This is a genomic window from Streptomyces sp. NPDC006733, from assembly GCF_040636125.1.
Lineage (GTDB): Bacteria > Actinomycetota > Actinomycetes > Streptomycetales > Streptomycetaceae > Actinacidiphila.
The window spans coordinates 218,434-239,496 of record NZ_JBEYJD010000005.1 but is presented as its reverse complement, the minus strand read 5'-3'; the positions used below and the strand labels follow the sequence as shown (position 1 = coordinate 239,496).

Sequence of the window (21,063 nt, the reverse complement as noted above, 5' to 3'; positions counted from 1 at the left end):
GTGCCAAAAATGGACGGCGAGTGGCCAGTTAGGGCAGGTGCGTAAGTGCGCAATGGCGCGAATCGGAAGGTCATGAGGTCAGATGAAACCATGAGTGACGGCCAGGACCCCGGCCTGGAAACGGCTCTCGGCCTGCAGGTATCGCATGACCTCGGAGACCAGGCGGCTCACCGTCCGCAGTGAGATGCCCAGTTTCCTGGCGATCCGTTCATCGGTGAGCCCGTTGGCCAGCAGCCTCATGGCCGTACGGTGCTGCTCGGTCAGCTCGCTCGCGGAGTCGAACCGGTCAGCCACTTTGGTCGAGTACGGCACCGAGCGCAACCAGCAGTCCTCGTACAGGGCGCTGTAGGAGCGCACCAGCGCCGTGCCGCGGACCAGGAGCGCGGGCCCCGACGGGATGTCCGGATTGGCCGCGAGCATCGCCGTGTGCATGTCGCCGATGCTCAGGTCCAGCGGCACCTGGGGCGCCAGCCGGACCTCCACGCCGACGGAGGCCAGCTCGGAGAGGTACTTGCGCTGGCGGGGCGCCGAATTGATCCCCTGGGTGTAGATCGCCTGCACGCGGATGCCGCGCTTGACCATGTCGGCGTCGCCCTGCAGGGACTCCGCCAGCACCTCGGCCGGCGGCAGCGGACCCGGGTGCATCGACCGGGAGCGGGTGGTGAGGGTGGCGTAGTAGTCGCCGACCATCTGCCGCTTGCGGCCGTCGCCGTTGATGATCTCGACCTCGACCTTGGCCGCGTCCCGCTGGACGGCGGGACGGTAGCGCTCCATCAGGGACTCCGACGCCCTGACGATCGCCGTCAGCTCCTCGCGCTGCGCCTGCAGAGCGGCCCGCTGCCGGTCCAGCAGGCTGATCAGCGCGGTGTCCGGATCCACGGGGTCGACCTCCTCCGGGCTGCGTCCGGCGCGGATCAGCCCCAGCTCCCGGAGTTCCGCCCAGCCGTTCGCCGCCTCGGTGGCGCTCAGACCCAGTCGTGCCGCGGCCGTGGCCGGCGGGCACGAGCCCTGATCACGCAAAGCCTGGTACAGGGCAAGACCGACATCGTCGGATTCCGCCGCCCCGCCTCGAACAGTCACAGCCATAGCTACCCCCTCGCCCAGAGGCGACTTTAGCAACGGTTGTGCCATATGCCAGCGGCCCGCAGTCGTGAGATGGCCGGTCGTCGCGGTCATACATCGCCGCCGGGCCGTTTCGGCCGGTCTCCGCGGGTGAGGGTGGTTGGACGCTGTCCGGTACGCCGGGCTGTGCACGGGCCCCTCCAGGGGCTGCCGGGGATCGCTCCGCACGACAGGTGACACATGTCACCTACCGAAATTCCATCCTCTGGGCCGCCGGTCGCCCGTGTCAACCGGTTCGCGCAACCGCTGCTTTAGCCGTGCCGCCGAGGATCCGACGAGATGTGCGGGACCCGTTCCACGCCGGTCTGTCAGCGGGCCGGTGGTTGCGCCGCGAGGGGATGTCGAGGGGATGTCATTGTCAGGCTTCGCCACTTTCACCGAGCTTGTCCTGGAACGGGCCGCGGAGCTCGCCGACGCGGACGCCCACGTCTTCCTGCGCGACGCGGGGCCGGCCATGGCGGCCGAGCACCTGACCTACGCGGAGCTGGACACGGAGGCGCGGCGGATCGCCTCCGTCCTGCAGCTGCACGGCGTGGAGGGACAGCCGGTGCTGCTCCTGTACCCCACGACTGCCGAGTTCCTGAAGGCGTTCGTCGGCTGCCTGTACGCCGGGGCGGTGGCCGTGCCGGCCCCGCTGCCCGGTGACGCGGGCCAGGAGAAGCGGCTGAGCCGCACCTCGGCGGTGATCCGGGACTCCGGGGCCCGCCTGGTGCTCACCGACCGGGCCAACGCCCCCGACATCGCGCTGTGGCTCTCCCGCGCCCGCCGCGAGGACGTGGTCTGCCTGGCCACCGACAACACCGGCTTCGGCGACCCGGCCGCCTGGCAGCCCGTCGCGGCCCGCCCCGACGACCTGGCGTTCCTGCAGTACACCTCCGGCTCGGTCTCCGACCCGCGCGGCGTCATGGTCTCGCACCGCAACCTGCTGGCCAACGAGGCCGCGATCGGCCGCTCGCTGGGCACCACGCGCGAGGACCGGTTCGGCGGCTGGCTGCCGCACTTCCACGACATGGGCTTCATCGCGCACCTCCTGCACCCGCTGTGGCTGGGCAGCTCCTCGGTGCAGATGTCGCCCACCTCCTTCATCAAGCGGCCGGTGCGCTGGCTGCGGGCGATCGACGAGTACGGCGTCACCGCGGGCGGCGGCCCCAACTTCTGCTTCGAGCTGTGCCTGCGCCGCGTGACCGACGAGCAGATCGAGGAGCTCGACCTGTCCCGCTGGCGGCTCGCCCTCAACGGCGCCGAGCCGGTCCGCGCCGACACCCTGCGCGCGTTCGCCGAGCGCTTCGCCCCGGCCGGGCTGCGGCCGCAGGCCCTGTACCCCTGCTACGGGCTGGCCGAGGCCACCCTCATCGTCTCCGGCGGCGTCCCCGGCACCCCGTTCACCGAGAAGCGGGCGGACACCCAGGCCCTGGAGCGCGACCAGCTGGCGCCGGCCGAGCCGGGCCGGCCGCGGCGCGACCTGGTCAGCAGCGGGCACGTCACCGACTTCGACGTACGGATCGTCGACCCGGCCGGGTACCGGCAGCTGCCGGACGGCGCCGTCGGCGAGATCTGGCTGCGCGGCGACAGCGTCGCCCAGGGCTACTGGCAGCGGCCGGCGGAGTCCGACGCGACCTTCCACGGCACCCTGGAGGACGGCGAGACCGGGTTCCTGCGCACCGGGGACCTGGGCGTGCTGGAGGACGGCGAGCTGTTCGTCACCGGCCGCCTCAAGGAAGTGATCATCATCAACGGGCGGAACGTGTACCCGCAGGACGTCGAGTTCGCGGTCCGCGCCACCAGCCCGGCGCTCGGCCACGGTGCCGGAGCGGCGTTCAGCGTCGAGGCCGGGCGCGAGCAGCTGGTGGTGGTGCAGGAGGTCAAGGGCGAGGGCGCGAGCGCGGCGAGCCTGCGGGTGCTGGCCCAGCAGGTGCAGGCGATGATCGGCCAGGACTTCAACATCCCGGCGGGCAACGTCCTGCTGGTCCGGCCGGGAACGATCCGGCGGACCACCAGCGGCAAGGTGCAGCGCACCCTGATGCGGCAGCTCTTCCTCGACGGTGAGCTGCGCGGCGAGTACGAGGCGCTGGACCCGGCCGTGCACGCCGTGGTGCGGGCCCGCGACACCCTGCTCGGCGAGGACCTGCTGCAACCGGAACCGGCCGGTGTCAGAGGCAGGCCCTGGTGACCAGACCCGCGACCGGATCCGCCGGCTCCCTCGCCGAGGCGCCCGCACCGCAGCGCCGGGAGGCCGCGGTGCAGGCGCGCGTCGCCGAGCTGGAGGCGCTGCTCGGCGACCCCACCGACCCCGGCAACCCCTGCGGCTACCACGCGGTGCTCGACGCCGACCGGGCCGCGGTGCCGTTCGGCCGCGGCGAGGCGCTGCTCGACGACTTCGGGATGAACCGCGAGTTCGTCCCCAGCAGGCTCGGCGGCCGGCTGGACTCCGTCGACACCCTCGTCCGCGTGATGCGCCCGGTCTTCCGGCGCGACGTCGGCCTCGGCATGAGCTACGGGATGATGTCGTACATGGCCGCCTCCGACGTCTGGATGGCGGGCAGCGACGGGCAGCAGCGCTGGCTCGCCGGTGCGATGCTGCGCGGCGCGAAGGCCGCCATCGCGCAGCACGAGACCGCGCACAGCAACCAGCTGGTCCGCAGCCAGGTCGCGGCACGCCCGGCGGCCGGCGGCGGGTTCCTGCTCAGCGGCGGCAAGCCGGTGATCAACAACCTGGCCCGTTCCGAGGCGCTGGTGCTGTTCTGCCGCACCGACCCGGCGCCCGGCAGCCGCAGCCACTCCGTCCTGCTCCTCGACCCCGCCGAGCTGCCCGCCGACCGGTCCCGGATCGTGCCGCACCAGATGCCGGTGGGACTGCGCGGCAACGCCTTCGCCGGGGTGGAGTTCGACGACTGCCCGGTCCCGGAGTCCGCGCTGCTCGGCCCGGTCGGCAGCGGCATCGAGACGGCGCTGCGATCCTTCCAGATCAGCCGCACCGTCATCGCCGCGACCGCGCTGGCGGCCGTGGACACCAGCCTGCGCACGGCGGTCCGCTTCGACCACGAGCACCGCGGCGGCGGCTGGGGCGGCGCCCGCTCCGACGCGCAGCGCACCGACGCCGCCGCGACCGGCGCCTTCGTCAACCTGCTGCTCTACGACAGCCTCGCGCTCGTCGCGCTGCGCGCGATCCACCTGCTGCCGACGCAGACCAGCGTGTACTCGGCGGCGCTGAAGTACCTGCTGCCGCGGATCCTCACCGAGACGATGTACGACCTGTCGATCGTGCTCGGCTCCGGGTTCTACACCCGCGAGGGCACGCTGGGCATCTTCCAGAAGCACGTCAGGGACGTGCCGGTGCTCAGCCTCGGGCACGCGGGCTCCGTCGCCTGCCAGGCCACCGTCATCCCGCAGCTGCACCGGCTGGCCCGGCAGTCCTGGTTCACCGAGGACGACGCGCCCGCCGGGCTCTTCCGGCCGCGCGCCGACCTGCCGCCGCTGCGCACCGAGTCGCTCAGCCTGGCCTGCGGCCGCGACAGCGTCAGCGCCACGCTGCTGTCGGTCGCCGCCGCGATCCCGGGCCGCACCCCGGTGGAGCGGGCGCTGCGCGCCCTGGCCGGGCAGCTGGTGGAGGAGTTCCGCGACCTGCGCGACCGGGTCCTGGCCCTGGAGCCCGCGGACCGCACCACCCCGGTGGGGCCCGCCTCGTTCGCCCTGATGGACCGGTACGCGCTGCTGCTCGCGGCGGCCTCGGTGCTCGGGGTGTGGCGGCACAACCAGGACGGCTCCGACCCGTTCCTGGCCGATCCGGCCTGGGCGGCGGCGGCCCTGCACCGCATCGCGCGGCGGCTGGGAGCGAAGGTCCCCGACCTGCCGGGGGAGTGCGAGACGCGGCTCCGGCACGAAGTCCATGTCCGTTTCAGCGCCCAGCGCAGCTACGACCTCTACAACACCCCCATCCCCGGCTGACGGTTCATGGGCCCGACGCGTACCCAAGGAGTCCAGCGATGACCGCTCCGACGACCCGGCACAGTGCTGTGCTCACCGACAACCTGCACCGTGGCTGGTTGCTCGACCGGCTCGCGCTCTACCTCAACCGCCCGGCCGACACCATCGACCCCACGGTGCCGCTCGCCGAGTTCGGCATGGACTCGGTGGCCGCGCTGAGCCTGTGCGGCGACCTGGAGGACCGGTTCGGGCTGTACGTGGAGCCGACCCTGCTGTGGGACCACCCGACGGTCGAGAGCCTCGTCGGGTACATGGCAGTGGAGATCCCACGGGTCGCGGAGGACAACCGCTGATGGACTCCATCGCCATCGTCGGACTCGACTGCGCGTTCCCCGGAGCGCCGGGCGGCGACGCGTACTGGGACCTGCTGATGCGCGGCGGCGACGCCGTCGGCGACGTACCGGGGCAGCGCTGGGACCCCCGCGACTACGCCGCGCGGGAGCCGGGCGCCGGGCGCTCCGAGATGACGCGCGGCGGCTTCCTCGACGACGCCGACGCCTTCGACAACGACTTCTTCTCGGTGGCGCCGCGCGAGGCCGCCGCGATGGACCCGCAGCACCGGCTGCTGCTGCAGTGCGCCTGGCGCGCCCTGGAGGACTCCGGGCGGGCTCCCGGCGCGCTGGCCGGCACCGGCGCCGGCGTCTTCGTCGGGGTGATGGGCGGCGAGTGGGGCCGGCTGCGGATGGGCGACCCCGCGGAGATCACCCCGCAGCTGGGCGCGGGCAGCAGCGCGGGGATGACCGCCAACCGGATCTCGTACCACCTGAACCTGACCGGGCCGAGCCTGGCCGTGGACACCGCCTGCTCCTCGTCGCTGGTCGCCGTGCACCTGGCCGCGAACGCCCTGCTGTCCGGTGAGTGCGACACCGCGCTGGCCGGCGGGGTGAACCTGGTGCTCTCCCCGGCGCTCGGCATCGTCTACACCCAGCTCGGGCTGGCCTCGGCCGACGGCCGCTGCCGGCCGTTCAGCGCGGACGCCGACGGCATCGCGCGCAGCGACGGCGTCGGCCTGGTCGTGCTGCGCAGGACCGCGGACGCGCTCGCCGACGGGCAGCGGATCTACGCGGTGATCCGCGGCACCGCGGTCAACCAGGACGGACGCAGCAACGGGGTCACCGCCCCCAACCGCTGGTCGCAGCAGAAGGTCGTCGAGGCCGCCTACCGGCGGGCCGGCGTCACCCCCGACCAGGTCGCCTTCATCGAGGCGCACGGCACCGGCACGGTGCTGGGCGACGCGATCGAGTGCGCGGCGCTCGGCTCGGTGCACGGCGTGGAGCGCGCGGAGCCGTGCGCGATCGGCTCCGTGAAGGGCAACCTCGGGCACACCGAGGGCGCGGCCGGCATCGCCGGGCTGATCAAGGCGGCGCTGGCGCTGCACCACCGGATCGTGCCGGCCAGCCGGTTCGCGGACCGCGAGAACCCGCAGCTGCGGCTCGCCGAGCGGGGCCTGCGGCTGCTGAAGTCGCCGCTGCGGCTGCCACCGGGCGAGGCCGTCGCCGGGGTGAGCAGCTTCGGCATGGGCGGCACCAACGCGCACGCGGTGCTCGCCACCGCGCCCAGGAGCAAGGCCAGAACCGCCGGCCGGCGGGACGCGGCCTCCGGCGCCGCGGGCGTCTTCACACTCACCGGCGACACCCCGCAGGCGCTGCGCCGCAACCTCGCGGAGCAGGCGGACGCGGTCGCGAGGCGCCCGCGCGGCGAGGCGGCGGCGCTGTGCTGGAGCAGCAACCGGGTCAAGACCGGGCTGCCGTTCCGCTTCGCCGTCACCGCCCGCGACACCGCCGAACTCGCCGCGGGCCTGCGGCAGGCCGCCGGGCAGGAGCTGCCCGCCGGGGTCGCGCACCGGCCGTGGAGCCGGCCCGTGGTGGCCTTCCTCTTCACCGGCCAGGGCAGCCAGTTCCCGGCGATGACCGCCGGGCTCCACCGTGACTCAGCCGTGTACCGGCATTTTCTCGACGAGGCCGACGCGGCCCTCGCCCCGCACACCGGGGGCTCCGTCCGCGACCTGATCCTGGGCGGTGAGCAGCGCATCCACGAGACCGGCACCGCGCAGCCCGCCCTCTTCGCGGTCGGCTACGCCCTGGCCCGCACGCTGACCGAACTCGGCGTGCGTCCCGCCGCCGTGCTCGGCCACAGCATCGGCGAGTACCCGGCGGCGGTGCTGGCCGGCGTGCTGAGCCTGGACGAGGCGGCCCGGCTGGTGGCCGTCCGGGGCGCGCTGATGCAGGAACTGCCCGCGGGCGGCGGGATGCTGGCGGTCAACGCGAGCCCCGCCGACCTGAGGGGGCTGCTCGACGACGAGCCGCAGGTGGGCCTCGGCGCGGTCAACGGACCCGCCGACGTGGTGCTGTCCGGCGCCGTGCGCGCGCTGGAGCGGATCGCGGAGATCCTGCGCGCGCGAGGGGTGCGGACCCGGGCCGTACCGGTCTCGCACGCGTTCCACTCGGCGCTGATGGCCCCGGCACTGGAGCGCTTCGCGCAGGCCGCGGGCACCGTCGCCGCGGCCTCGCCGCAGGTGCCGGTGGCCTCCACCCGCTACGGGCGGATGCTGCGCGACGAGCCGATGGACGGTGCGTACTGGACCGGCCAGGCGGCCGAGCCGGTGCTCTTCTCGTCGGCGCTGGGCGCGCTGGAGGAGGCGCTGGCCCCCACCCACCTGATCGAGATCGGCCCGAAGCCGCACCTGCTGCCGCTGGCCGGACGGGCCGGGCTGCGCGGGGACATCGAGTTCCTGCACCCGGCGCCCGGCGCCGGGGCGTCGGGCCGGGACCTGGCCGAACTCGTCGCCGCGCTCTTCCGGGCCGGGCTCGACCCGGAGTGGGACGCGCTCTACGCGCCGGACCGGCGCACGGCGGAACGGCTGCGGCCCTACGTGTTCTCCGACCGGCACCGCTTCTGGTCCAAGCCCGCGGATCCGGCCGCCCGGCAGAGCGCCGCACCCGCCGAACCCGCCGTACGCCCGGCCCGCCCGGCACGGCCCGCGCCCGCGCTCGCGCTGGGCCCGCCGGCCGCGCTGCCGGCCGAGTTCGCCGAACCGGCCGCCGAACCGGACGCCGCGCCCGCCCGGCTGGACGCGCTGTCGCAGGAGCGGGAGCCGGTGCTCTCCGCCGTCATCGAGGCGGTCGCCGAGGTCGGCGACTACCCGCTGGAGCAGGTCGTTCGCTCCGCGCGGTTCTACGAGGATCTGGGGTTCGACTCCGTGATGATCATGCAGCTCAAGGACCGGATCGAGGCCCGGCTGCCGAACGCCGGCGAGATCTCCGTGCAGCAACTGCTGCCCGCGCTGCGCTCCGTGGGGTCGCTCGCGGAGTTCCTCACCGACTGCGTCAGCGTGCGTACGCCGTGAGCGGGGCCACGGCGTACCTGGCCGCCGCCGGCACCGCGCTGCCCGGAGCGCCGGTCGACAACGGCACCCTGGGGAAGCTGCTCGGCGTGAGCGAGGAGTGGATCGACATCTTCGTCGGCACCAGGACCCGGCACTTCGCCTGGGACCTGGCCACCGGGGAGGTCCACCAGAGCCTGACGGACCTGTGCGCGGAGGCCGGCGATCGCGCCGTCGCCGACGCCGGGCTCGACCCCTCCGACATCGAGTTCCTCGTCGTGACCACCGCGACCCCCGACACCCTGCTGCCGACCACCGCCGCCCGGGTCGCCGACCGGCTCGGCCTCAACTACCTGCCCGCGTACCAGTTGCAGGCCGGCTGCTCCGGCGCGGTGCAAGCCATCGACCTGGGACGGTCCCTGATCGCCGGCGGCTGCGGCGCGGGGCTGGTGATCGGCGGGGACGTCAGCAACCGCCACCTCGACCTGCGCCGCGACCTGAGCCGGATGCCCACCGAGGAGCTGGTCAACTACGTGCTGTTCGGGGACGGCGCGGGCGCCGCCGTCCTGACCGCCGAGCCGGTCGGCGAGCGGGTCGCGCTGCGCGGGGTGCTCAACCGCTTCGCCGGACTCGGCCGCCCGCCCGGCCAGATCGTCGACTGGTACGGGATCACCGACCGGCACACCGAACGCCGGATGATCTCCGAGGACTACAAGGAGATCGAGGCGAGCGTGCCGGTGATGGCCGTGGAGATCCTCTGGGACCTGCTGGGCCTGCTGGACTGGAAGGTCGAGGACCTGGACTTCCTGCTGCCGCCGCAGCTGTCCACCCGGATGACCCAGCGGATCGTGGAGCACATGGCGGTGCCGGGCGTCCGCGAGATCAGCTGCGTCTCCGACACCGGCAACACCGGGAACGCCCTGCCCTTCCAGCAGATCGAACGGCTGCTGCCGGAACTGCGGACCGGCCAGCGCGCGCTGGCCGTCGCGGTGGAGTCCAGCAAGTGGATCAAGACCGGGCTCGCCCTGGAGAAGCTCTGAGAAGGTCTGAGAAGGGCCGAGAGGGACGGACTGCGTCACATGACAACAGCAACTGGACTGGAACGGCTGCGGGAGCTGAAGGCCCTCGGGCGGCTGGAGGCCGAGTACGACCGGGTCGCCGGGCTGCTCGCCGAGCTCACCGACGACCCCGGCACGTCCGCCTCCGCCGACCTGCCGCGCGCCGGCCGGCTGCTCGCCGGCGTCGACCGCGCCGCCGTCCTGGCCGCCCACCCGGACACCCCCGTCGTCACCGTCGCCGTCACCGGCCAGTCCACCGTGGCCCAGCTCGTCGACCCGCTCACCGCGGAACTGGCCCGGCACGGGCTGCTGCTGCACCCCGTCCTCGGCGACCACGGCGGCTACCTGCACGACCTCACCTCCGAGCAGGGCCTCTTCCACGACCTGGCGGCCGACCTGGCGCTCTGCCTGCTCGACGCCGAGACCGTCTTCGCGGAGGTCCCGCAGCCCTGGGACGTCACCGCGCTCTCCCGCGCCGCCGACGACGTGCTGGAACGCCTCACCGGCCTGGCCGCCCACCACGCCGGGCGCCCCGGCACGCTGGTGCTCAACACCCTGCCGCTGCTGCGCCGCCACACCCACCAGCTCGTCGACCACGCCTCCCGGGCCCGGTTCGGCGCGCTCTGGCGCGAGTTCAACGCGTCGCTGCTGCGGCTGACCGAGCGCGTCCCGGGCCTGGCCGTCATCGACCTCGACCCGCTGATCGCCGAGACCGGCCCCGTCACGGACCCCCGGCTGGCCGGCTACGCCAAGGCCCAGTACACCGCGCCGCTGCTCGCCGCGTACGCCCGCGAGGCCGCCCACCTCGCCAGGTCGCTGCGCGGCATGACGCGCAAGTGCCTGGTGCTGGACCTGGACGACACCCTCTGGGACGGCATCCTCGGCGACGCGGGGGCCGACGGGATCGCCGCCGCCGGCACCCTGCGCGGCGAGGCGTTCGGGGCGTTCCAGCGGACCGTGCGGCAGCTCGGCGCGCAGGGCGTGCTGCTCGCGGTGAGCAGCAAGAACGACGCGGAGCCGGTGCTCGCGGTGCTCCGCGACCACCCCGACATGGTGCTGCGCGAGTCGGACTTCGTGCAGGTCAACGCCAACTGGCGACCCAAGGACGGCAATGTGGCCGAGATCGCCGAGCGCCTGGGCATCGGCCTCGACTCCCTCGTCTTCGCCGACGACTCCCCGGCCGAACGCGCCCAGGTGCGGCACGGCGCCCCGCAGGTCGCCGTCGTCCCGCTCGACGACGAACCCGCGCTGCACGTGACGCGGCTGCTGGCGGACGGCTGGTTCGACACGCCCCGGCTGACGGACGAGGACCGGGCCAGGACCGGGCAGTACCGGGTGGAGCGCGAGCGCCGGGAGCTGCGCGAGGGCAGCGGCTCGCACGCGGACTTCCTGCGCGAGCTGAAGGTGCGGGTGGAGCTGGGCGCGCCGCTCGGGCACGAGTTCGCCCGCCTCGCCCAGCTCACCCAGCGCACCAACCAGTTCAACCTCACCGGCCTGCGGTCGGCGCAGGCGGACCTGGAGGCGTGGGCCGCCGATCCGCGGCGGCTGGTGCTCGCCGCGCGGGCGGCCGACCGGTTCGGCGACAACGGCCTCGTCGGGGCGGTGCTCGGCCGCCACGCGGCCGACGGACTGCATCTGGACAACATGTGGTTGAGCTGCCGGGTTCTGGCAAGGGGCATCGAACAGGGCTGTGTCGCGGTCCTGCTAGAGCGGGCGCGGGCCGCCGGGCTCACCGCGGTGCACGCCCGGTACCGGCCGACGGCGAAGAACCACCGGGTGCGGGACTTCTACCCCTCGCTCGGCTTCGAGGAGGTGGGTGGGGACGGTGACGCGCTGGTGTTCCGCCACGACCTGCGGACGGTTCCCCCGGTGCCGGACCACCTCGTCATCGACACGGGGACCGGCCCGCTCGCGGGCTTCGCTCCCACCGGACCCGACGGACTGGAAGGGGGCCGCGGATGAGCGGCATCGACGACCTGAGCGGCTTCCTGCGGCTGCTGCGCACCGAGCTGGGTCTTGAGCTGTCCGACCGGGACGCGTACACCGACCTGGCGGACGTCGACGGCTGGGACTCGCTGCACCTGCTCCGGCTGGTGTCGCTGCTGGAGGACGAGACGGGCCGCCGGGTGCCCGTCAGGGCGGTCCTGGAGGCCCGCACCTTCCAGCAGATCCACGCCCTGGTCAGGGACGCCAGCCGGACCGCGGCCACCTCCCCGTAGGGCCCGCGCCGCCGCGCACCAGGAACACCCCACCGCTGCTGATCCACCGCTTGAAGGAGCAAGGATGACCGTCCCCGGGAACTCCACTCTCGGCCCACCCCTCGGCGAGCCGGTCGAGGTGGGCGCGAGGGGTGCCGCCTGGGACAGGGTCCGAGCCGACCTGACGGCCTACGGAACCGCGCTGGTCTACGCCCAGTTGGCCGACCTGCAGCCCGACCTGCCCGAGGGCGAGGAGCTGCGCGCGCTGCTCGGGCGGGACTGGTCGCGCTACCTCGACCTCGCCCACCCCGCCGTCCGCGGCCGCTACGCGGCCTCGCGGATCCTGCTGAAGTACGCCGCCGCCGCGGTGCTCAACGGCGACCCCGACGACCTGGAGCTGGCCTACGGGCCGACCGGCCGCCCGTACCTGCGCGGCTGCGACCAGATCGACATCAGCCTGAGCCACACCGAGGACCTGCTGCTGGTCGGCCTCACCACCCGCGGCCTGATCGGCGTGGACGCCGAGCGCACCGACCGGCAGATGTACGGCAGCGGCCTGGGCCGCCACGTGTGCACCCCGTACGAGCTGGTCACCCTCGCCTCGCTGGAGCAGGAGCAGCGCAACCCCAGCCTGGTGCGGCTGTGGACGCTCAAGGAGGCCTACAGCAAGGCGATCGGGCAGGGCATGCAGTTCCGCTTCAGCGAGTTCGGGTTCGGCCCCGACGGCAAGCCGGTGCGCGTGCAGCGCCCGGACGGCACCGCCGGCACCGGCTCCGAGTGGGCGTTCCGCACCTTCGTGCTCGACACCGGCTACTGCGTGAGCGCGGCGGTGTACGACGCGGGGTTCGGCGCGGTGCTGGACACCGACATCACGACGATGCTCGACCAGGACGCCGCCGCCGCCATCACCGCCGCGCTCAACGGGGAGGAGTGACGTTTCCCCGCTCCGGATTCCCCGTGCCCGTCAGTCCTTCAGGCCGAACTGGTCCAGCATCCCGGACAGGGCGACGTTGAACCCCGCCTGGAAGCGGCTGGTGGCCTCCAGCTGCTCGGTGATCTCCGAGATGTGCCGGCGGCAGGTGCGCACCGACATGCCGAGCCGCCGCGCCACCATCTCGTCCTTGTACCCCTTCGCCATCAGCCGGATGATCGACGCGCGCAGGTCGTCGGTCCCCGAGGAGGTCGACTGGCTGTCGGGGCTGAACGGGGTGGCGCCGTCCCACAGGTGCTCGAAGACCGCGCACAGGAATGCGACCAGCGTCGGCTCGCGGACGATCGCCGCGCCGGGGGTCTTCGAGGTCGACTTGCGCTCCGGCAGGAAGACGGTCTCCCGATCGTAAATGATCATGCGGTCGATGAGCTCGTCCGCGGTGCGGACCTCGGCGCCCTCGGCGGAGATGTCCCGGACGTACGCCCTGGTGGCGAGGTCGCTGCGGGCGGTGTGCTGGTAGATGGTGCGGATCCGCACCCCCCGGTCCAACGTGTTCAGCGCGCGCTGGCGGGCCGAGGCGAGCGACGGTGACGAGCGGGCGCCGCCGGGCTGCACCGTGAGCAGTTCCTTGCGGCACTGCTGCGTCAGGTGGTTGATCATCGACTGGATGGTGTCCTTGTCGCTGATCACGTCGAAGGCCTCCAGCCGGTTGCGCATCCGGCGTCCCTCGAAGTACCGCGGCATCAGCGAGAGCAGCTTCGACCGCACGTCGGTGACGGCCTGCTGCAGGTCCCGGATCTGGTGCTCGGCGGACCCCACCAGATCCGCGGCCGCGACGTCGGGACCCACCGGGACCAGCACGTCGGGATCTCCCGGCATCGGCTGCAGGAGGTGCAGAAGGCGCAGGACGTGCTCGACCCGATCGACCTCGGGCGCGCTGAGCGACAGTCGCTCCGCGATGTCCGCCCGGTCGAACCGTCCGAACTCGACGGCGGCCCCGTAAGCGGCAGCGCTCAAGTCGTCCAACTCGGCGAACTCCGAACTGGAATTGCCGCTTCCGGCCATCCGTGGCGCTCCCCCGTGAGCTGTGAAGTTGCTGCCATGCAAGCTTAGGCCATCGGGTTGGCCTTGGAGCGGGGATTCGAACCTGGGCATTGTGTGCGGGTCGGACAGTGGCTCCAGTGAGCCTCGAGTGACGGCAGCACAGCAGTGAAGTCCGTTGGACCGATCCTTTTGGGGGAAACATGAGGGTTTCGGCGAATGTGAAGAGCGTGACCGTACGGGCGATGCTCGTCGCAGGTGCGGTGGCGGCGCTGGCGGTCGGGTACTCCCCGGCGCAGGCGCAGACCATGGAACGTCAGGCGGGGGATGCCATCAGTGCTCCCGTGGCCTACCACACGGGGCACGTGCACGTTGATGACGACGAGTGGGACTGACCATCCCGGGGGACTGACCATCCCCGGTCGTTCGGCCTGACCTACGCGGCGCTCCCTACCAACTCACGGTGGGGAGCGTTCTGCTGTGCCCCCGCGGTCGCGGGAACCGTCGCCGGCACGGCGATCGCGCTGACCAGTACGCCGCCGCGCGCGGACCACCGGCCGCTGAAACCCGTCGGGTCCCCCTCTTCCAGCGCGGACGCCGGCAGCAGCAGCCGGGCCCGGAAGGTGTGCGCCAGCGGGTTGACCGTGATGAGCGCGTCCTCGAAGTCCAGTTCGCGGCCGGTGAGCGGGAACCAGGCCTTGTAGACGGACTCCTTCATGCTGAACAGCAGCCGGTCCCAGCACACGTCGGGCGCCGTGCGCATCAGCTGCCGGACCCACCCGCGCTCCTGGGGGAGCGCGATGGACTCCAGGATCCCCTCGGGGAGGGTGTCGTTGGGCTCGGCGTCGATCCCGATCGCCGCCATGTCGCCCGCCCGGGCCACGGCCGCCGCCCGGTAGCCGTTGCAGTGCGTCATGCTGCCGACCACGTCCGGCGCCCACTGCGGCGCGCCCCGGGTGCCGGGGAGTATCGGCATCGCCGGCAGGCCCAGGCCCGCCAGGGCGCGGCGGGCGCACCAGCGCGCCGTGGTGAACTCCAGCCGCCGCTTCTCCACCGCGTTGCGGATCTGCTCCGTCTCCTCCGGGAACAAGGTGGCCTCGGGCGGATCCGTCGTCGCGTCCACGGCGACGACCTCCGAGGGAAGCAGCTGCGCGATCATGGGAGCCCCGTTTCGTCCGACGCCTCTTCGGCGTCTGCCGCTTGCCCGCTCCGGTACGGGGCGAGCGATTCCCACGCTGCCTGCCGGGCGGTGACGGGACAACGCGGGCGGGCTCCGCGGCGAAGACGGGGGCGGCCGGAGCCCCGATCCATGCCTGCCGGCTGCTATCCGCGGGAGGGGTGGGAGGCGGCCTGCCGGTCGGCGGGCACGGGCGCGCGGAGGCTTGCCATGCGGTTGCTACACGCCATGGCAGAAGGCCCGCGGAGCGCCCGCGGGACCGGGGGCAGGGGGGACCCCGCACCGACTTAGGGGTTCTTCCCCACTGTCCGCCGTTCTACCCTCGTCGGATGTCTCAAGGGAAGTTGCTGGGCATCAGCGACCTGCACGTCGCGCATCCGGAGAACCGGAAGATCCTCGAGGAGCTGCGCCCTGACGACCCGTCGGACTGGATCGTCGTCGCGGGTGACGTGGGCGAGGTGCTCGAGGACATCGAGTGGGCGCTGGAGCTGCTGAGCCTGCGCTACGCGCACGTCGTCTGGGCGCCGGGCAACCACGACCTGTGGACCCCGCACGGCGACACCTCCCAACTGCGCGGCGAGGCCCGCTACCGGCACCTCGTGGAGGTCTGCCGCTCGCTGGGCGTGCACAGCCCCGAGGACCCGTACCCGGTCTGGAGCGGGCCCGGCGGCCCGGTCGTCGTCGCCCCGCTGTTCGTGCTCTACGACTACTCGTTCCGCACCCCCACCGCGGCCACGAAGGAGGAGTCGCTCGCGCAGGCCTACGAGGCCGGGATCGTCTGCACCGACGAGTTCCTGCTGCACCCCGACCCCCACCCGTCGCGGGACGCCTGGTGCCGGGCCCGGGTGGCGGAGACCGAGCGGCGGCTGGAGGCCTGCGACCCCGAACTGCGGACCGTGCTCGTCAACCACTTCCCGCTCGTCCGGGAGCCGACGAATATCCTGCGTTATCCCGAATTCGCCCAATGGTGCGGAACCGAACTGACGGCTGACTGGCACACGCGATTCCGGGCCGCCGCGGTCGTCTACGGACATCTGCACATCCCGCGCACCACCTGGTACGACGGAGTGCGGTTCGAAGAGGTGTCGGTCGGCTACCCCCGCGAGTGGCGCACTCCCGGCCACCCCAGGAACGTCCCCCGGCAGATCCTCCCGGAGCCCGCGACAACCCTCTGACCAGCTTGGACTCCCAGAGAGCCGGACCGGCGCTCGCGCACCGCTGGAGTACTTGATGCAGGGCAACTTCCGGCCACCGTGGGGTGCCGGATCCCTGCCTACACTGGATTCCTGATTAAACGGGGGAATCCCCCGTTTCAATTTCGCCAGTGCCCAGGTACTCCCTCCGGGGAAAACGGCCGGCTATTCCGGCCGGCGGGAGTGCGGACCGCACTGGATTACGGGGACAGTGGGGCGAAGATGGTGCTGATCGATCGTGAGGCGGAACTGGCGCTACTGGATACGGCTCTGGCCGGGTGCATGGCGGGACATGCGCGGATCGTGCTGGTGGAGGGTGCGGTCGGCTGCGGCAAGAGCGAACTCGCCGACACGGTGGCCGAATCGGCCGCGAAGGCCGGCGCCGTCGTGCTGCGGGCCATGGGGTCGGCCGCGGAACGGGCCCTGCCGCTGGCCGTGCTGGGGCAGCTCGTCAACAGCGCGCCGCCCGGGTCACTCCCGGAGCCGTCGCAGAACCAGGGCCCCTCCAGGATCGAGGCCATGCAGGCGTTCAGCGACGCCGTCCACGAGCTGAGCGCGCGCACGCCGGTGGTGATCTGCGTCGACGACCTGCACCTGGCGGACGACCTGTCCTGCCGCTACCTGCTGCAGCTGGCCCGCAGGACCCGCAACGCCAGGATCCTGCTGGTGCTGACCGAACCGGTGCACGAGCGCAGCGACGACCCGGTGTTCGGCACCGAGCTGCTGCGGCAGCCCAACTTCACCCGCCTGCGGCTGGAGCGGCTCGGCCGGTACGCCGTCGCCGAGGTCCTCGCCCACGAGCCGGCCGGGCAGCCGGACGCGGCGGGCGACGAGCGGCTCTCCGACCACGCCGGCCACTTCTGGACGGTCAGCGGCGGCAACCCGCTGCTGCTGCGCGCGCTCGTCGAGGAGTACCGGGTCGCCCGGCGGAACTCGCCGGCGGGCACCATCCCGGAGCCGGAGGCGGGCGGCGCCTTCACCCAGGCCGTACTCGCCTGCCTGTACCGCTGCGGACCGCGGACCACCCAGCTCGCCGAGGCGCTGGCCGTCCTGGGCAGGACCGGAACGGCCGAACTGGCCGCGCAACTGCTGGGGATCACCGCCCCGGCGGCGGTCCAGGGGGTCGCCGCGCTGAACGCCGCCGGGATCCTGGAGAGCTTCCGGTTCCGGCACCCGTCCGTGCGCCGCTCGCTCCTGGACCGGATGGACCCGGCCGCCCGCACCGGACTGCACCGGCGGGCCGCCCGCCTCGCCCACCAGTACGGCATGCCCGCGGCGGCCGTCGCGGGCCAACTGCTCGCCGCGCAGCACGCGGACGAGGACTGGGCGGTGCCGGTGCTGCGGGCGGCGGCCGAGCAACTGCTCGCCGACGGCAAGGCCGTACCGGCCTCCGCCTGCCTGGAGCTGGCGTACCAGGGGTGCACCGACGACGAGCAGCGCGCGGAGTTCCGCACCCGGCTGGCCGCCGTGACCTGGCGGACCAACCCCGGCGCCGCGGAACGGCACCTCGCCGAGCCGCTGGAGGCGCTGCGGGACGACCGGCTCGCCCCCGCCCGGATGGGCCCGCTCGCCCGGCTGCTGGCGGCCCAGGGCCGGATCGACGAGGCCGGCGACGTCCTCGCGCGGCTGGCGACCGCGACCGGCGACACCGGCCGCCGCCAGGACCCGCAGCACGGCTCCGCGACCGTCTCCGCCCTCGGATCGGTGCTCGGCGGCAGGACCGGCGGCCAGCTGCCGGGGCACCGGGACGACCCGCTGGACGGGCTGTCCGCCTTCCCGCGCTGGTCCGGTACGCGGACCCGCTCGGTGGGCTCCCCGGCGCCGTCCACCGCCGCGCACTCCAGCGTCAACGCCGCCACGGTGGCCGTCGCGCCGGCCGCCCTGTGGGCGATCCCGGACGGCGCCCAGGACGGCACGGCCGCCGAGGACGCCGAGCTGTTCCTGCGCGGCACGACCCTCGCGGGCGCCACCGTGGAGCCCATCGTGCAGGCCCTGCGGGTCCTGCTGCACCTGGGCGGCGCGCAGCGTGCCGTGCACTGGAGCCAGGTCATCGGCGAGGAGGCCGCCCGCCGCGAAGCACCGGGCTGGCAGGCGCTGTTCACCTCGCTGTGGGCGGAGGCGCTGCTGCGCCTGGGCGATCTGCAGGGGGCCGAGGACCGGGCCGCGCTCGCCCTCCGACTGGTGCCGGAGCGCGCCGGCAGCGTCTTCCTGTCCGGGGTCGCGGGGATCCTGGTCCGCGCCCGCACGGCGATGGGCCACTACGACGCGGCGGCCCGGGTGCTCAGCCAGCCGGTCCCCGAGGGCCTGGCCGGCAGCTTCCACGGGCTCGGCTACCTGCGCGCCCGCGGCCAGTACCACCTGGCGACCAGCCGCTACCACGCCGCGCTCGGCGACTTCCTGGACATCGGCCGGCGCACCAAGCGCTGGGGCCTGGACCGGCCGCTGCTGCTGCCGTGGCGCACCGACGCCGCCGAGGCGCTGCTGCAGCTCGGCGAGGCGCACCAGGCGGAGCGCTTCGTGACCGACCAGCTCGCCACCCGGGACGCCGCGAACCCGTGGGTGGCCGGCATCTCGCTGCGGCTGCGGGCCGCGACCCGCGAGCCCCGGGAGCGGCAGATCCTGCTCGCCAAGTCCGTCGACGAGCTGCGCAGGTCGGGCGACCGCTACGAGCTGGCCCGGTCCATGGCCGAACTCGGCCAGGTGCTCAAGGAGCTGGGCGAGCCCACCCGCGCCAACATGGTCAACCGGCGGGCCTGGCACCTGGCGCAGGAGTGCGGGGCCGAGGCGCTGCGCGAGAAGACCCTGCCGGGGCACAGCGCCGCGGGCGGGATGCCGGAGGAGCCGGCGCCGGTGGCGGCGTTCGCGGACATGGAGGCCAAGCTCAGCGACTCCGAGAAGCGGGTGGCGATGCTCGCGGTGCACGGGCACACCAACCGCGAGATCGCGATGAAGCTCTACATCACCGTCAGCACCGTCGAGCAGCACCTGACGCGGGTCTACCGCAAGCTCAGCATCAGCAGCCGGCAGGAGCTGCCGGTGGACCTCCAGCTCAGCGTCACCGAGGTGGCGTGAGCGCGGCCCGGAACCAGCGGCACCCCGCGATCACCGGCACCCCGTGATCACCGGCACCCCGTGATCACCAGCACCCCGTACCCACCTGAGAGGACGAGCAGTTGAGCACACCGTTCGAGGATCCGGACGCCGCCTACCTGGCGCTGGTCAACGACGAGGGCCAGTACTCCGTGTGGCCCGCCGCCAACGACGTGCCCGCCGGCTGGCGGATCGTCCTGGCGGAGAGCGGCCGGCAGGCCTGCCTCGACCACATCGAGGCGCACTGGACGGACATGCGGCCGGCGAGCCTACGCGCCGCCATGGGCGGGCAGCCGGGCGAGTGACGCGCGGGCGTAGACCACCTGGTACCCCGGCAGAATGAACAGCGACTCGCGGAACGACGTGGTCGACTCGGGCATCAACTCCGGCACCGAGTCCGGCCGGTCGTACATCAGCGCCCGCTCCAGCCGGAAGAAGTACAGGTTGTGGGCGTCGACCCGGCGCTGGTAGGACCACCAGGCGCGGCACTCCTCGGGGCTGCCGCGCTCCCGCAGGTACGCGGCGACCAGCCGCTCCTCCAGGCAGTGCGCCAGCCGTTCCGAGGCGAACTGCGACCGGACCGAGCGTCCGGGGCGGGCCCGTTCGTACAGGCAGTGCCCCAGCTCGTGGGCGATGCCGGCCAGCGCGTCGATCGTGGGGGCGTCCTGCCCCAGCACGATCGCGTTGCCCCGCTCGTCGTCGACCGTGCGGAACGGGGTGCCGGCCTCCTGCAGCGAGGACTCCGCGAGGATCCGCGCCACCTCCGCGCGCCGGTGCCGCAGCTCCGGCAGCCCGGCCAGGATCTCGGCCGCCGGGGCGTGGGTGGGGTGACGCAGGATGACGCTGTCGGCCGGGATGGGCAGCGGCAGCTCGGCGAGGAACGTCAGCATGGAGCGGCGAAGCGGCAGCACGTCCGCGTACTCGGGGCGCGCCATCACCTGGCGGACCTGCCGGTGGGTGCTGTCGATCAGCCGCCGCAGCCAGGGCGTCGCGCGGAGCCCGGCGAGTGCCGCCCGGCGGCCGCGCAGCACGCTCTCGATCAGCTCGCCGCGCCCCAGGACCGCCTCCTTCTGCAGCAGGCGGCGCTGGTCGCGGTAGGCGGCCACGGCGGCGGCGTCGCCCGGGAAGACGGCGTCGGCGGGTACGCGTGCGTCAGCCGCGGTGGTCCGGAGGCCCATTCACCAGGTGGCCGGCTCGGCCGGCTCCGGCTCGAACGGCTTCAGCAGGGCCAGGACGGCGCGGTCCACGCTGCGCGGGACGGCGGCCGGCAGGTAGAGCGGGCTCGCGAAGGAGACGGTGGCGAGCAGTTCGCCCAGCGCGCCGACCCGTCCCCAGGCGACGGCGGCGCTGCCGGCGGCGGCGTGGGCCGGCTCGACCAGGCAGGCGGGGTGCGCCGCGTCGTAGGCGCGCAGCAGCAGCCGTCGCAGCAGCTCGGCGCGGTCCGCGCCGCCGACGTGGTAGACGAAGGTGTTGAACGCGGGGTTCGGCAGTTGCTGGAAGAGCAGCAGGCGGTTGGCGTCGACGACGAGGGTGCCGCGTTCCAGCGGGTCGATCCCCAGGTTGTTGGCCGTGGTGGCGAAGGTGGAGACACCGGGCTCGACGTGCAGGGCCACCTCGCCGGCGGCGGCCAGCCGCTGGAGCTGCTGGACGACGGTGACGCCGAGCCGGGGGTCGCCGGGCAGCAGGACGGCGATGTCGCCGTCGGACCGCGCCCGGTCCAGGATGCGGTCGAGCACCCGCGCGAAGGGGTCCAGGTCGCGTGCTCCGGCGCGGTACAGCGCGTGCAGCGATTCGGTGGGCCGGTCCGTCAGCTCGCGGACGTCGACGGCCGGGTCGACCAGGTGCAGCACCGCTTCGGCCTCCCGCAACTGGCGCAGTCCGGCGAGGGTGAGCTGCTCGATCCCCTGGACGCCGAGCCCGACGACCCTGATGCGGTGCATCGCGGTT

17 protein-coding genes are annotated in these 21,063 nt (G+C 73.5%); 12 read left to right on the top strand and 5 right to left on the bottom strand.

From position 1 onward, the window contains the following. Window positions 1-78 precede the first annotated feature (78 nt). A complete protein-coding gene (locus ABZ721_RS07345) occupies window positions 79-1,086 on the bottom strand; it encodes a helix-turn-helix transcriptional regulator (RefSeq protein WP_358787614.1) in 1,008 nt (335 codons plus the stop codon). Window positions 1,087-1,471: 385 nt separating this feature from the next. On the opposite strand from ABZ721_RS07345, the gene ABZ721_RS07340 reads away from it, so the two are divergent. From ABZ721_RS07340 to ABZ721_RS07305, 8 genes are all read left to right on the top strand, one after another. Next, on the top strand, window positions 1,472-3,292 hold the full coding sequence (locus ABZ721_RS07340) for a fatty acyl-AMP ligase (protein ID WP_358787613.1): 1,821 nt from the start codon (window positions 1,472-1,474) through the stop codon (window positions 3,290-3,292). Beyond that, window positions 3,289-5,067: an acyl-CoA dehydrogenase gene (locus tag ABZ721_RS07335; RefSeq protein ID WP_358787612.1), complete on the top strand. Its 1,779-nt coding sequence runs from the start codon at window positions 3,289-3,291 to the stop codon at window positions 5,065-5,067. Before ABZ721_RS07340 ends, ABZ721_RS07335 begins: the two co-directional genes overlap by 4 nt. 38 nt (window positions 5,068-5,105) lie before the next feature. Next, on the top strand, window positions 5,106-5,399 hold the full coding sequence (locus tag ABZ721_RS07330; protein WP_358787611.1) for an acyl carrier protein: 294 nt from the start codon (window positions 5,106-5,108) through the stop codon (window positions 5,397-5,399). Further along, window positions 5,399-8,452 (top strand): beta-ketoacyl synthase N-terminal-like domain-containing protein, encoded by a 3,054-nt coding sequence (locus ABZ721_RS07325; RefSeq protein ID WP_358787610.1) that lies wholly within the window; start codon window positions 5,399-5,401, stop codon window positions 8,450-8,452. Before ABZ721_RS07330 ends, ABZ721_RS07325 begins: the two co-directional genes overlap by 1 nt. Next, complete coding sequence (locus tag ABZ721_RS07320) at window positions 8,449-9,468, top strand: 3-oxoacyl-ACP synthase III family protein (protein WP_358787609.1); 1,020 nt, start codon at window positions 8,449-8,451, stop codon at window positions 9,466-9,468. The genes ABZ721_RS07325 and ABZ721_RS07320 overlap by 4 nt, the downstream gene beginning before the upstream one ends. A 39-nt stretch (window positions 9,469-9,507) precedes the next feature. Then, window positions 9,508-11,448 (top strand): HAD-IIIC family phosphatase, encoded by a 1,941-nt coding sequence (locus ABZ721_RS07315; RefSeq protein WP_358787608.1) that lies wholly within the window; start codon window positions 9,508-9,510, stop codon window positions 11,446-11,448. Beyond that, complete coding sequence (locus ABZ721_RS07310; protein ID WP_358787607.1) at window positions 11,445-11,705, top strand: phosphopantetheine-binding protein; 261 nt, start codon at window positions 11,445-11,447, stop codon at window positions 11,703-11,705. Before ABZ721_RS07315 ends, ABZ721_RS07310 begins: the two co-directional genes overlap by 4 nt. 64 nt (window positions 11,706-11,769) lie before the next feature. Then, a complete protein-coding gene (locus ABZ721_RS07305) occupies window positions 11,770-12,618 on the top strand; it encodes a 4'-phosphopantetheinyl transferase superfamily protein (protein ID WP_358787606.1) in 849 nt (282 codons plus the stop codon). A 30-nt stretch (window positions 12,619-12,648) separates the two neighbouring features. On the opposite strand, the gene ABZ721_RS07300 is transcribed toward ABZ721_RS07305, so the two are convergent. Next, window positions 12,649-13,632, bottom strand: coding sequence for a LuxR C-terminal-related transcriptional regulator (locus ABZ721_RS07300; protein ID WP_358787605.1), 984 nt, complete (start codon window positions 13,630-13,632; stop codon window positions 12,649-12,651). A 269-nt stretch (window positions 13,633-13,901) separates the two neighbouring features. Here ABZ721_RS07300 and ABZ721_RS07295 point away from each other — a divergent pair, with 269 nt between their 5' ends. Beyond that, window positions 13,902-14,051: a hypothetical protein gene (locus tag ABZ721_RS07295; protein WP_358787604.1), complete on the top strand. Its 150-nt coding sequence runs from the start codon at window positions 13,902-13,904 to the stop codon at window positions 14,049-14,051. 41 nt (window positions 14,052-14,092) lie between these two features. On the opposite strand, the gene ABZ721_RS07290 is transcribed toward ABZ721_RS07295, so the two are convergent. Continuing rightward, the gene (locus ABZ721_RS07290; protein WP_358787603.1) at window positions 14,093-14,815 is read right to left on the bottom strand and encodes a 4'-phosphopantetheinyl transferase superfamily protein; all 723 of its coding nucleotides are present in this window, start codon (window positions 14,813-14,815) and stop codon (window positions 14,093-14,095) included. A gap of 347 nt (window positions 14,816-15,162) precedes the next feature. Here ABZ721_RS07290 and ABZ721_RS07285 point away from each other — a divergent pair, with 347 nt between their 5' ends. The 3 genes from ABZ721_RS07285 to ABZ721_RS07275 all read left to right on the top strand — a co-directional run bounded on the left by ABZ721_RS07285 (window position 15,163) and on the right by ABZ721_RS07275 (window position 19,421). Next, entirely contained in the window at window positions 15,163-16,008 is an 846-nt protein-coding gene (locus tag ABZ721_RS07285) for a metallophosphoesterase (protein ID WP_358787602.1), read from the top strand. Window positions 16,009-16,248: 240 nt separating this feature from the next. Beyond that, window positions 16,249-19,098 (top strand): AAA family ATPase, encoded by a 2,850-nt coding sequence (locus tag ABZ721_RS07280; RefSeq protein ID WP_358787601.1) that lies wholly within the window; start codon window positions 16,249-16,251, stop codon window positions 19,096-19,098. A 101-nt stretch (window positions 19,099-19,199) separates the two neighbouring features. Beyond that, window positions 19,200-19,421 (top strand): MbtH family protein, encoded by a 222-nt coding sequence (locus ABZ721_RS07275; RefSeq protein WP_358787600.1) that lies wholly within the window; start codon window positions 19,200-19,202, stop codon window positions 19,419-19,421. Here the strand turns inward: ABZ721_RS07275 and ABZ721_RS07270 are convergent. Together ABZ721_RS07270 and ABZ721_RS07265 are read right to left on the bottom strand one after the other, a co-directional pair. After that, a complete protein-coding gene (locus tag ABZ721_RS07270) occupies window positions 19,386-20,294 on the bottom strand; it encodes a hypothetical protein (RefSeq protein ID WP_358787599.1) in 909 nt (302 codons plus the stop codon). The two genes, ABZ721_RS07275 and ABZ721_RS07270, sit on opposite strands and share 36 nt — an antisense overlap. After that, complete coding sequence (locus tag ABZ721_RS07265; protein ID WP_358787598.1) at window positions 20,295-21,056, bottom strand: SAM-dependent methyltransferase; 762 nt, start codon at window positions 21,054-21,056, stop codon at window positions 20,295-20,297. Window positions 21,057-21,063: the final 7 nt, after the last annotated feature.

Coding starts and splice junctions, on each gene's coding strand:
- ABZ721_RS07270 (WP_358787599.1), bottom strand. CDS start 20,294: ATGGGCCTCCGGACCACCGCGGCTGACGCACGCGTACCCGCCGACGCC.
- ABZ721_RS07310 (WP_358787607.1), top strand. CDS start 11,445: ATGAGCGGCATCGACGACCTGAGCGGCTTCCTGCGGCTGCTGCGCACC.
- ABZ721_RS07280 (WP_358787601.1), top strand. CDS start 16,249: ATGGTGCTGATCGATCGTGAGGCGGAACTGGCGCTACTGGATACGGCT.
- ABZ721_RS07340 (WP_358787613.1), top strand. CDS start 1,472: ATGTCATTGTCAGGCTTCGCCACTTTCACCGAGCTTGTCCTGGAACGG.
- ABZ721_RS07285 (WP_358787602.1), top strand. CDS start 15,163: ATGTCTCAAGGGAAGTTGCTGGGCATCAGCGACCTGCACGTCGCGCAT.
- ABZ721_RS07295 (WP_358787604.1), top strand. CDS start 13,902: ATGCTCGTCGCAGGTGCGGTGGCGGCGCTGGCGGTCGGGTACTCCCCG.
- ABZ721_RS07345 (WP_358787614.1), bottom strand. CDS start 1,086: ATGGCTGTGACTGTTCGAGGCGGGGCGGCGGAATCCGACGATGTCGGT.
- ABZ721_RS07315 (WP_358787608.1), top strand. CDS start 9,508: ATGACAACAGCAACTGGACTGGAACGGCTGCGGGAGCTGAAGGCCCTC.
- ABZ721_RS07305 (WP_358787606.1), top strand. CDS start 11,770: ATGACCGTCCCCGGGAACTCCACTCTCGGCCCACCCCTCGGCGAGCCG.
- ABZ721_RS07265 (WP_358787598.1), bottom strand. CDS start 21,056: ATGCACCGCATCAGGGTCGTCGGGCTCGGCGTCCAGGGGATCGAGCAG.
- ABZ721_RS07290 (WP_358787603.1), bottom strand. CDS start 14,815: ATGATCGCGCAGCTGCTTCCCTCGGAGGTCGTCGCCGTGGACGCGACG.
- ABZ721_RS07330 (WP_358787611.1), top strand. CDS start 5,106: ATGACCGCTCCGACGACCCGGCACAGTGCTGTGCTCACCGACAACCTG.
- ABZ721_RS07325 (WP_358787610.1), top strand. CDS start 5,399: ATGGACTCCATCGCCATCGTCGGACTCGACTGCGCGTTCCCCGGAGCG.